Below are 10,670 nucleotides of genomic sequence, written 5' to 3'. Positions count from 1 at the left end.
GGACGCCATCGCCGGCAAGCCGGCTCCTACAGGGGATTTTTGTGAGTCGGAAATGTCTTGTCGCATTTGCTAGGCCATCACCCCGCTATCAATCAATTTTCCTACGTCATCGAACCGCTTAAGCTATCCGGCGTCTGTTTAATGTCCGTTGCGTTTGGTCGAAGGCATGTCCGAACCGTAATTTCTGATCCGCTACGTGCCGGGACGGCGCGGGATTTGCTCACGACAGGTTGTCTCTATGCACCGCAGGAATTTGCTCAAAGCGTCCATGGCCATTGCGGCTTACACCGGTTTGTCGGCCAGCGGCCTGCTTGCCGCCCAGGCCTGGGCCGGGAACCGTGCCGCTGATGGCAAGGCCGTGGCGTTCGATTTCGACTCGCTCAAGGCCCAGGCCAAACAACTCGCCGGGACCGCTTACAAGGACACCAAACAGGTGCTGCCGCTAACATTGGCGACCATGACCCCGCAGAACTTCAACGCCATCGGCTACGACGGCAACCATTCGCTGTGGAAGGAATTGAACGGCCAACTGGACGTGCAGTTCTTCCACGTCGGTATGGGCTTCAAGACGCCGGTGCGCATGCACAGTGTCGACCCCAAGACCCGCGAAGCCCGCGAAGTGCATTTCCGTCCATCTTTGTTCAACTATGAAAAGACCACGGTCGACACCAAGCAACTGACCGGTGACCTGGGTTTTTCCGGCTTCAAGCTGTTCAAGGCGCCGGAGCTGGACCGCCATGACGTGCTGTCGTTTCTCGGCGCCAGCTACTTCCGTGCGGTGGACAATACCGGGCAGTACGGCCTCTCGGCTCGTGGCCTGGCCATCGACACCTACGCGAAAAAACGCGAGGAGTTCCCCGACTTCACGCAGTTCTGGTTCGAGACCCCAGACAAGAACGCCACCCGCTTTGTGGTCTACGCCCTGCTCGATTCACCGAGTGCCACGGGTGCCTACCGTTTCGATATCGACTGCCAGGCCAACCAGGTCGTGATGGCGATCGACGCACACATCAACGCGCGCACCACCATAGAACAACTGGGCATCGCGCCGATGACCAGCATGTTCAGTTGCGGCACACACGAACGGCGCATGTGCGACACCATCCACCCGCAGATCCACGATTCGGATCGCCTGGCCATGTGGCGCGGCAACGGCGAGTGGATCTGCCGCCCGCTGAACAACCCGGCCAAGCTGCAATTCAACGCGTTCGCCGACAAAGACCCGAAAGGCTTCGGCCTGGTGCAGACCGACCATGAGTTCGCCAGCTACCAGGACACCGTGGACTGGTACAGCAAGCGCCCGAGCCTGTGGGTGGAACCAACCACTGCGTGGGGCGAGGGCTCTATCGATCTGCTGGAAATTCCTACAACCGGTGAGACCCTGGATAACATCGTGGCCTTCTGGACCCCGAAAAAGCCCGTGGCGGCCGGCGACTCGCTCAACTATGGCTACAAGCTGTACTGGAGCGCCTTGCCGCCGGTGAGTACACCGTTGGCGCAAGTCGACGCCACCCGTTCGGGCATGGGTGGCTTTACCGAAGGCTGGGCACCGGGCGAGCACTACCCACCGGTGTGGGCGCGCCGTTTTGCCGTGGACTTCAAGGGCGGCGGCCTGGATCGCCTGCCACCGGGCACCGGGATCGAGCCGGTAGTGACGTGCTCCCACGGCCAGGTCAAGGATTTCAGCGTGCTGGTGCTGGATAACATCAAGGGCTATCGCATCCTGTTTGACTGGTACCCGACCAGCGACAGCGTGGAGCCGGTGGAACTGCGCCTGTTCATTCGCACCCAGGACCGCACCTTGAGTGAAACCTGGTTGTACCAGTACTTCCCGCCGGCTCCGGACCAGCGTAAGTACACCTGATCGTCCGTTGCAGGAGCTGGCAAGCCAGCTCCTGCAAGTGCTCAGAACCGCGACACACTTTTCATCGCCCCAATCAAATAGCGCATCGCCACCTGATCGTTCTCGGTCAGGGCGCGGTACTGCGCCAGCAATTCCACTTCATCCGAACTCAGCCTTCGGCCACGCAAAGACACCCTGCGGGCCAGAAATGACGCCACCACACCCGCTACACCATAGGAACTGGCCATGGACTGCTTCTCCTGATATCCATCAAATACTCCCGTTGCCCATAACTGCCTCCCATGAAGCGCAATGCCTCAGTGAGCAAACCAACTGACTTCCTGGGCCAGAAATCAGGCTTACCCTAAGCGTAGAAACCTTATTGCCGAGCGTGGGACTTTTTTAGAGTAATCACTTAAATATTTGCTTCGGTAACAAAGACCTACAGCCCTTTCTCACCTAACGGTCGGTAGAGATGAATGTCATGGGGCTCTTGTGCAAACAGGTCAGGATCAGGTTGCTGCAGCAACAGGCAGCCTTGGCGTAGGTAAAAATCCACGGTATTGCGCGACTCCGTGGCCGAGATATACAACGCATCCGCTCCGGTTTGACGGCCGTGCTCACAGGCCAGTGCGAACAAACGCCCTCCCAACCCCAAGCCACGCGCCGCATGACTGACATGCAGGAACTTCAGTTGGCGCATACGCAGCTTCTGATTATGGATGGCGCGGTTGTCTACCACCGCCGCCGCTATCAAGGTTGGACCGTCGAATACACCCAGCAACCACCCGCCGCGTTTGAGACAGGCGCCCAGCGCCACCGCGTCCTGCTCCGCCTCGCCTTCGGGCCAGCCGCGCATGTCGTGGTGAGCGGCGTATAACGCCAACTGGCCATCCTCCAGGCGATAGCAGTGGTGGATCAGCTCCGTACGGTCGATGGTTGCCAGCAACGGGATATCACTTTCAGTTAACGCACGTTCCACCAGCATGATGGCCTCCTGCTTTTAGGCGACCAAGGATCAGGCTTGTATTAACAACGAGCAAGAAAAAACCCACCGGATCAGGGTGGGTTTGGTGGGCACATCAGGCAGGTTCAGTCACGCAGGTCCGACTCGTGAATCGGCTGATCCCGGTGCGTGGCGCGCTGGTACTGCGCCGGCCAGATAGCCTTGCGTCCGCCCAGGTCATCGTCGGCATGCAACGGCCAGTACGGATCACGCAACAGCTCACGGGCCAGGAAGATGATATCGGCCTGGCAGGTGCGCAGGATGTGCTCAGCCTGGGCCGGCTCGGTAATCATGCCAACGGTGCCGGTGGCCATGCCTGACTCTTTGCGCACGCGCTCGGCGAAGCGCGTCTGGTAACCGGGGCCGGTAGGGATCTCGGCGTTGGCGGCGGTGCCACCGGAGGAGACGTCGATCAGGTCCACCCCCAGGTCCTTCAAGCGACGCGCCAGTTCCACGGTTTCATCGGGGTTCCAGCCATCCTCCACCCAATCGGTGGCCGACACCCGCACAAACAGCGGCAACTCCTGGGGCCAGACATCACGTACGGCCTGGGTCACTTGCAGCACCAGACGGATGCGGTTTTCGAACGAGCCGCCGTACTGGTCCTGACGCTGATTGCTGATCGGTGAGAGAAATTGATGCAACAGGTAACCATGGGCCGCGTGGATTTCCACCACTTCGAAGCCTGCGGTCAACGCGCGCTTGGCGGCGGCAACAAAATCGGCGATCACTTGCTGGATCTGCCCTTCGTCCAGCGGCTTGGGCTGGGTGTGCTGAGGGTCGAAGGCAATCGGCGATGGCCCTACCGGCGTCCAACCGCCGTCCTCCGGCTTGACGCTGCCGTGCTTGCCGATCCAAGGCCGATGAGTGCTGGCCTTGCGCCCGGCGTGGGCCAGTTGAATGCCGGCCACCGCCCCCTGGGCCGCAATGAAACGCGTGATGCGTTGCAGCGGTTCGATTTGAGCGTCGTTCCACAGGCCCAGGTCCTGGGCGGTGATGCGGCCATCGGCAGTCACGGCGGTGGCTTCAGTGAAGATCAACCCGGCGCCGCCGACGGCACGGCTGCCGAGGTGTACCAGGTGCCAGTCATTCGCCAGGCCATCGACGCTTGAGTATTGGCACATGGGCGAAACGGCGATGCGGTTGAGCAGGGTCAATTGACGGAGAGTATAAGGTTCGAGCAGCTGACTCATGGCGCACCTCTTCTTAGCTTTGCAGGCATTATTGTAGGAGCGAGCTTGCTCGCGAAGGCCTAATGGGCGCTACGTTTATCCAGGGTTAACGCGTTATCGTTGACGTTTTTCGCGAGCAAGCTCGCTCCTACAGCCTAGTCGACAACGCTGGATTGCACAGGGTTCAGAAGGAAAAGCGGGGACCGATTGCCGGCCCCCGTATTGCAACAGCTTACATTTCGACCTGGGTGCCCAGCTCGATCACCCGGTTTACCGGGAGTTTGAAGAAGCGCAGGTTGCCGTTGGCGTTCTTCAACATAAAGGCGAACAAAGCTTCGCGCCAACGGGCCATGCCCTTGATCCGCGAGGCGATGACCGTTTCGCGGCTGAGGAAGTAGGTGGTGCGCATCGGGCTGAAGTCCAGGTCATCCAGATGGCACAACTTCAGCGCCTCCGGTACATCCGGCTCATCGGTGAAACCGAAGTGCAGGATCACGCGGAAGAAGCCTTCGCCGTAGGCATCCACCTCGAACCGCCGTGCAGCCGGTACGCGGGGAATGTCCTCGTAGACCACCGTCAGCAACACCACTTGCTCATGCAATACCTGGTTGTGCAGCAGGTTGTGCAACAGCGCGTGAGGCACGGCGTCCGGGCGCGCGGTAAGAAACACGGCGGTGCCCTGCACGCGATGAGGTGGCTGCACGCGGATACTGCTGATGAAGATCGGCAGCGGCAGGCCACCTTCGTCGAGGCGCTCCACCAGCAATTGCTTGCCGCGCTTCCAGGTAGTCATCAGCACAAACAGCACGATCCCCGCCAGTACCGGGAAGGCGCCGCCTTGGATGATCTTCGGCACGTTGGCGGCAAAGTAAAGACCGTCCACCAACAGGCAGCAAACCAGGACAGGAACAGCCAGGATTGGCGGCCATTTCCACAGCAGCAGCATCACCGCCGAGACCAGGATGGTGGTCATCAACATGGTGCCCGTCACCGCCACGCCGTAGGCCGATGCCAGTGCGTTGGACGACTCAAAGCCCAGCACCAGCAGGATTACGCCCACCATCAGCGACCAGTTCACCGCGCCGATGTAGATCTGGCCCTGCTCGGCGCTTGAAGTGTGCTGAATGTGCATGCGCGGGATGTAACCCAACTGGATCGCCTGGCGCGTCAACGAGAACGCACCGGAAATCACCGCCTGGGAGGCAATCACCGTGGCGAGGGTGGACAGCACCACCAGCGGGATCAGCGCCCAGCTCGGCGCCAGCAGGTAGAACGGGTTGCGCGCGGCTTCCGGGTCACCGAGCAGCATGGCGCCCTGGCCGAAATAATTGAGCACCAGCGCCGGCAGCACCAGCATGAACCAGGCGCGGGCGATGGGTTTGCGGCCGAAGTGACCCATATCGGCGTACAGCGCTTCGGCGCCGGTCAGTGCTAACACCACCGCGCCGAGGATGGCTACGCCAATGCCCGGATGCGCTTCGAAGAAGCGTACTGCCCAGATCGGATTGAGAGCACTCAGCACCTCAGGGTGCAGGGTGATGCCATATACGCCCAACCCGCCCAACACCAGAAACCAGGTCACCATCACCGGCCCGAAAAGCTTGCCGATGTGGTCGGTGCCATGTTTCTGGATCAGGAACAGCGCCACCAGCACCACCAAGGCGATGGGCACGACCCATTTTTCAAGGCCGTCGAAGGCCAGTTCCAGGCCTTCGACCGCAGACAACACGGAAATCGCCGGGGTGATCATGCTGTCGCCGTAGAACAGCGCCGCGCCGCAAAGGCCACACACCACCAGGAAGCTACGCAACTTCTTGCGCTCCCCCGCCGCCCGTCGTGCCAGTGCCGTGAGCGCCATGATGCCGCCCTCGCCCTGGTTATCGGCGCGCAGCACGAACAGCATGTACTTGATCGACACCACCCAGATCAGCGACCAGAAGATCAGCGCCAGGATCCCCAGCACACCGTCATGATTGACCTGAACCCCATAACCGCCGTTGAACACCTCTTTAAGGGTGTAGAGCGGGCTGGTCCCGATATCGCCGTAAACCACCCCGACCGCTGCCACCAGCATGCCGATCGGCTTGGCGTTTGACTGCTCGGCACCTGCTGCCTGACTACTCGCGTGACCCATCAACCACTCCTGCCCTTTGACCTGCGGTCTTTTATTAACAACGCGTCTAAGCTGACCCTAGCATGCGCTGTTTTACTTCTCGTAACAGACGTTTTGTTGACCTTAGGACTTTACCTAGGCGCAACGGCGCGAAGCATAGCGCAGCACTCGTCGCATTTCCCTGCTCAAGTGATTCGGGCGTCGTTTTATGCAGTCCGTCATAAGTAACAGGGCATTGTGAATACGATTGAAAGGGTAAAAAGCAACCTGTGGCGAGGGAGCTTGCTCCCGTAGGGTCGCGTAGCGGCCCCAGCTTCTTTTTGAAAAGAATGGGACTGCTGCGCAGTCCAACGGGAGCAAGCTCCCTCGCCACAGTAGAGTGGAGCAGCGGTTGTGGGAATGCGTCCATGCAGCACTCGTCGCATTTCCCTGCATAAAGCTGGTCAAGTGCGTTGCCCGTCGCTAGAATTGCGCACTTTTTGATCAGAGGCGCACCAAGCGCCCGTCCGCAGCCTTGTCGTGCCCGACTGGCGGCGTCATTCAATACCGAGGTTAGACATGTCCACCACCATCGCAAAAGCCAACCCCAAGGTTGGCTTTGTTTCCCTGGGTTGCCCGAAGGCTCTGGTCGACTCCGAGCGCATCCTCACGCAACTGCGTATGGAAGGCTATGACGTTGTGTCCACTTACCAGGACGCCGACGTGGTGGTGGTCAACACCTGCGGCTTCATCGATTCGGCCAAGGCGGAATCCCTGGAAGTAATCGGCGAAGCGATCAAGGAAAACGGCAAGGTCATCGTGACCGGCTGCATGGGCGTGGAAGAAGGCAATATCCGCAACGTGCACCCGAGCGTGCTGGCGGTGACCGGTCCGCAGCAGTACGAGCAGGTGGTCAACGCCGTGCACGAAGTGGTGCCACCGCGCCAGGACCACAACCCGCTGATCGACCTGGTGCCACCACAAGGCATCAAGCTGACCCCGCGCCACTACGCGTACCTGAAGATTTCCGAAGGCTGCAACCACAGCTGCAGCTTCTGCATCATCCCGTCGATGCGCGGCAAGTTGGTCAGCCGTCCGGTCGGTGACGTGCTCGACGAGGCCCAGCGCCTGGTCAAGTCGGGCGTCAAGGAGCTGCTGGTGATCTCCCAGGACACCAGCGCCTACGGCGTCGACGTGAAGTACCGCACCGGCTTCTGGAACGGCGCGCCGGTGAAAACCCGCATGACCGAACTGTGCGAAGCCTTGAGCAGCCTGGGCGTATGGGTACGCCTGCACTACGTCTACCCGTACCCGCACGTGGACGAGCTGATCCCGCTGATGGCCGCCGGCAAGATCCTGCCGTACCTGGACATCCCGTTCCAGCACGCCAGCCCGAAAGTGCTCAAGGCCATGAAGCGCCCGGCGTTCGAAGACAAGACCCTGGCGCGTATCAAGAACTGGCGTGAGATCTGCCCGGAACTGATCATCCGTTCGACCTTCATCGTCGGCTTCCCCGGCGAAACCGAAGAAGACTTCCAGTACCTGCTGGACTGGCTGACCGAAGCCCAACTGGACCGAGTCGGTTGCTTCCAGTACTCGCCGGTGGAAGGCGCTCCAGCCAACCTGCTGGACCTGGCCGTGGTGCCGGACGACGTCAAGCAAGACCGTTGGGAGCGTTTCATGGCGCACCAGCAGGCTATCAGCTCGGCACGCCTGCAACTGCGCATCGGCAAGGAAATCGAAGTGCTGATCGACGAAGTCGACGAGCAAGGCGCGGTCGGCCGTTGCTTCTTCGATGCACCGGAGATCGACGGTAACGTGTTTATCGACGATGCCAGCGGTTTGAAGCCGGGCGACAAGGTCTGGTGCACCGTGACCGATGCCGACGAATACGACTTGTGGGCTGAAAAGCGCGACTAAGCCGTAAATAAACCGAAAAAGCCCCGCCTCTGGACAAGATGCGGGGCTTTTTTAGGTCTATCGTTTTGCCCATCGACGCCAATCATCGGCAAGGGGCAGCGGGCATGCGCCAGCATTCGGTTATCCACACACCTAAAACCAGCGACTACACGCAATTGGCACAAATCTGGGAAGACTCGGTCCGTGCGACCCATGATTTTCTACCGGACAGTTACATCGTGTTGCTGAAGAACCTGGTGCTGACGCGTTACCTGGACGCTGTGATGTTGATCTGTACCAAAGACCCGCGCCAGCGTATCACCGGGTTTGCCGGCGTGGCGTCGGGCAAGGTGGAGATGCTCTTCATCGCCCCGCAGCACCGGGGCGAAGGCCTGGGTCGGCAACTGCTGCGCTATGCGATCGAGCACCTGAACGCCGATGAGCTGGACGTCAACGAACAAAACCCCCAGGCCCTGGGTTTTTACTTCAAACAGGGGTTCGAAGTGATCGGACGCACGGAGCATGACGGCTTGGGGCAGCCCTATCCGTTGTTGCATATGCGTTTGCGCCTGGTGCAGCATCAAGCCAGTCAAGGCTAAATGAAATGGGGCCGGGATTAACCGCGCCCACACAGGTACAATAGCTGCCCCCTTTTGCTACGGCCCTTGTCATGACTGACCCCATACGCCTCTCCAAACGCCTTATCGAACTGGTCGGTTGCTCCCGTCGGGAGGCTGAGCTGTTCATCGAAGGCGGCTGGGTCTCGGTGGACGGTGAAGTGATCGACGAACCACAATTCAAGGTCACCACCCAAAAGGTCGAGCTGGATCCAGAGGCCAAGGCCACTGCACCCGAGCCGGTGACCATCCTGCTGCACGCCCCTGCTGGGGTAGATGCCGAAACGGCCATGGCGTCGATCAGCGCCGATACCCTCTCGGAAGAACACCGCTTCGGCAAACGCCCGCTCAAGGGCCACTTCCTGCGCCTGACCGCCAGCGCTGACCTGCAAGCCAAGGCCAGCGGCCTGCTGGTGTTTACCCAGGACTGGAAGATCCTGCGCAAGTTGACCGCCGATGCCGCCAAGATCGAGCAGGAATACGTGGTGGAAGTCGAAGGCGACATGGTTGCCCACGGCCTCAATCGCCTGAACCACGGCCTGACCTACAAAGGCAAAGAGCTGCCGGCGGTCAAAGCCAGCTGGCAGAACGAAAACCGCCTGCGTTTTGCGATGAAAAACCCGCAGCCAGGCGTGATCGCGCTGTTCTGTGAAGCGGTTGGCCTCAAAGTCATTGCCATTCGTCGTATCCGCATCGGCGGCGTGTCCATCGGCAAGGTGCCGGTTGGCCAATGGCGTTACCTGTCCGGCAAAGAGAAGTTCTAAGCCGCTGCCCTTTTTCCCGATACCGCCTCTTTTGCGCGGTGTCCTCAGTTGAATACCAGGATTGCCCACCATGATTCACAACGACGTACTGCGCAGCGTGCGCTACATGCTCGACATCAGCGACAACAAGATGGTCGAGATCATCAAGCTCGGCGGCATGGACGTGACCAAGGACGACCTGCTGACCTACCTCAAGAAAGATGAGGAAGAAGGCTTCGTGTTCTGCCCGGATGACGTCATGGCGCACTTCCTCGACGGCTTGGTGATCTTCAAGCGCGGCAAGGACGAAAGCCGTCCGCCGCAGCCGATCGAGACCCCGGTGACCAACAACATCATCCTCAAGAAGCTGCGCGTGGCCTTCGAACTGAAGGAAGATGACATGCACGCCATCCTCAAGGCCGCCGAGTTCCCGGTGTCCAAGCCTGAGCTGAGCGCGCTGTTCCGCAAGTTCGGCCACACCAACTACCGCCCGTGCGGCGACCAGTTGTTGCGCAACTTCCTCAAGGGCCTGACGCTGCGAGTTCGTGCGTAAGCCATGAGTTACAACGTCTCGCCCGTCGGCTTCGTGCACTCCTGCTTCAAGGAGAAGTTCGCCATCCCACGCCAACCTCAGTTGGCACCTGCCGCCCGTGGCGTGCTGGAACTGGTGGCGCCGTTCGACGGTGGCGAAGCCGTACAGGGCCTGGAGCAGGTCAGCCATGTGTGGTTGCTGTTCCTGTTTCACCAGGCGCTGGAAGACAAGCCACGCCTGAAAGTGCGACCGCCGCGCCTGGGCGGCAATACGTCCATGGGCGTGTTCGCTACCCGTGCGACTCATCGCCCGAATGGCATTGGCCAGTCAGTGGTGAAGTTGGACAAGGTGGAGCCTGGGCGGCTGTGGATTTCCGGGATTGATCTGCTCGATGGCACGCCGGTGCTGGATATCAAGCCGTATGTGCCGTATGCCGACATGGTCGACACGGCGACCAACGACATCGCGAGCGCCGCGCCGCAGCTGATTCCGGTGCAGTGGCTCAAGACCGCCCTGCAACAGGCACAAGGCCATGCGCAGCGCCTGGGCGAGCCGTTGGTGGAACTGATTGATCAGTGCCTGGCACAGGATCCACGGCCGGCGTATCAGACGCCGGGGCCCGAGCGGGAATATGGCGCGCAGTTCTGGGATGTGGATGTGCGTTGGCACTATCCCGAGCCTGGGGTGATTTGTGTACTGGAAGTACTCCCAGCCCACTGAAGAAACCGGAAACAAAATGTGGGAGCGGGCTTGCTCGCGAAAGCGG

General features: G+C 60.4%; 10 protein-coding genes. 6 read left to right on the top strand and 4 right to left on the bottom strand.

What is annotated here, in order from left to right; genetic code table 11:
* The first annotated feature begins 238 nt into the window (after window positions 1-238).
* On the top strand, window positions 239-1,864 hold the full coding sequence (locus tag CI807_RS12920; RefSeq protein WP_095014920.1) for a glucan biosynthesis protein D: 1,626 nt from the start codon (window positions 239-241) through the stop codon (window positions 1,862-1,864).
* 41 nt (window positions 1,865-1,905) lie between these two features.
* On the opposite strand, the gene CI807_RS12915 is transcribed toward CI807_RS12920, so the two are convergent.
* The 4 genes from CI807_RS12915 to CI807_RS12900 form a co-directional block, all read right to left on the bottom strand.
* Window positions 1,906-2,091 carry a hypothetical protein gene (locus CI807_RS12915; protein WP_095014919.1) on the bottom strand — a complete coding sequence of 62 codons (186 nt, stop codon included), beginning with the start codon at window positions 2,089-2,091 and terminating at the stop codon, window positions 1,906-1,908.
* Window positions 2,092-2,285: 194 nt separating this feature from the next.
* The gene (locus CI807_RS12910; RefSeq protein ID WP_095014918.1) at window positions 2,286-2,831 is read right to left on the bottom strand and encodes a GNAT family N-acetyltransferase; all 546 of its coding nucleotides are present in this window, start codon (window positions 2,829-2,831) and stop codon (window positions 2,286-2,288) included.
* Window positions 2,832-2,935: 104 nt separating this feature from the next.
* Window positions 2,936-4,042, bottom strand: a complete 1,107-nt coding sequence (locus CI807_RS12905; protein ID WP_016977925.1) for an NADH:flavin oxidoreductase/NADH oxidase — start codon at window positions 4,040-4,042, stop codon at window positions 2,936-2,938.
* Window positions 4,043-4,253: 211 nt separating this feature from the next.
* Window positions 4,254-6,155 carry a potassium transporter Kup gene (locus tag CI807_RS12900; protein WP_095014917.1) on the bottom strand — a complete coding sequence of 634 codons (1,902 nt, stop codon included), beginning with the start codon at window positions 6,153-6,155 and terminating at the stop codon, window positions 4,254-4,256.
* A 537-nt stretch (window positions 6,156-6,692) separates the two neighbouring features.
* On the opposite strand from CI807_RS12900, the gene rimO reads away from it, so the two are divergent.
* The 5 genes from rimO to tsaA all read left to right on the top strand — a co-directional run bounded on the left by rimO (window position 6,693) and on the right by tsaA (window position 10,624).
* On the top strand, window positions 6,693-8,033 hold the full coding sequence (rimO, locus tag CI807_RS12890; protein ID WP_003231334.1) for a 30S ribosomal protein S12 methylthiotransferase RimO: 1,341 nt from the start codon (window positions 6,693-6,695) through the stop codon (window positions 8,031-8,033).
* A gap of 104 nt (window positions 8,034-8,137) precedes the next feature.
* Window positions 8,138-8,611 (top strand): GNAT family N-acetyltransferase, encoded by a 474-nt coding sequence (locus tag CI807_RS12885; protein WP_095014915.1) that lies wholly within the window; start codon window positions 8,138-8,140, stop codon window positions 8,609-8,611.
* A gap of 71 nt (window positions 8,612-8,682) precedes the next feature.
* The gene (locus CI807_RS12880; RefSeq protein WP_016977929.1) at window positions 8,683-9,393 is read left to right on the top strand and encodes an rRNA pseudouridine synthase; all 711 of its coding nucleotides are present in this window, start codon (window positions 8,683-8,685) and stop codon (window positions 9,391-9,393) included.
* A 70-nt stretch (window positions 9,394-9,463) separates the two neighbouring features.
* Window positions 9,464-9,925: a DUF1456 family protein gene (locus CI807_RS12875; protein ID WP_016977930.1), complete on the top strand. Its 462-nt coding sequence runs from the start codon at window positions 9,464-9,466 to the stop codon at window positions 9,923-9,925.
* Between the two features lie 3 nt (window positions 9,926-9,928).
* On the top strand, window positions 9,929-10,624 hold the full coding sequence (gene tsaA, locus CI807_RS12870; protein ID WP_095014914.1) for a tRNA (N6-threonylcarbamoyladenosine(37)-N6)-methyltransferase TrmO: 696 nt from the start codon (window positions 9,929-9,931) through the stop codon (window positions 10,622-10,624).
* Window positions 10,625-10,670 lie beyond the last annotated feature (46 nt).

Origin of the sequence: Pseudomonas sp. NS1(2017) (assembly GCF_002269425.1) — a bacterium.
In the GTDB taxonomy this organism is placed as follows: Bacteria; Pseudomonadota; Gammaproteobacteria; order Pseudomonadales; family Pseudomonadaceae; genus Aquipseudomonas; species Aquipseudomonas reactans.
Note: the sequence above shows the minus strand (reverse complement) of the source record. Positions and strands in the feature narration are given on the sequence as shown.

Coding starts and splice junctions, on each gene's coding strand:
- CI807_RS12875 (WP_016977930.1), top strand. CDS start 9,464: ATGATTCACAACGACGTACTGCGCAGCGTGCGCTACATGCTCGACATC.
- CI807_RS12885 (WP_095014915.1), top strand. CDS start 8,138: ATGCGCCAGCATTCGGTTATCCACACACCTAAAACCAGCGACTACACG.
- CI807_RS12915 (WP_095014919.1), bottom strand. CDS start 2,091: ATGGCCAGTTCCTATGGTGTAGCGGGTGTGGTGGCGTCATTTCTGGCC.
- CI807_RS12910 (WP_095014918.1), bottom strand. CDS start 2,831: ATGCTGGTGGAACGTGCGTTAACTGAAAGTGATATCCCGTTGCTGGCA.
- CI807_RS12900 (WP_095014917.1), bottom strand. CDS start 6,155: ATGGGTCACGCGAGTAGTCAGGCAGCAGGTGCCGAGCAGTCAAACGCC.
- tsaA (WP_095014914.1), top strand. CDS start 9,929: ATGAGTTACAACGTCTCGCCCGTCGGCTTCGTGCACTCCTGCTTCAAG.
- CI807_RS12905 (WP_016977925.1), bottom strand. CDS start 4,042: ATGAGTCAGCTGCTCGAACCTTATACTCTCCGTCAATTGACCCTGCTC.
- CI807_RS12920 (WP_095014920.1), top strand. CDS start 239: ATGCACCGCAGGAATTTGCTCAAAGCGTCCATGGCCATTGCGGCTTAC.
- rimO (WP_003231334.1), top strand. CDS start 6,693: ATGTCCACCACCATCGCAAAAGCCAACCCCAAGGTTGGCTTTGTTTCC.
- CI807_RS12880 (WP_016977929.1), top strand. CDS start 8,683: ATGACTGACCCCATACGCCTCTCCAAACGCCTTATCGAACTGGTCGGT.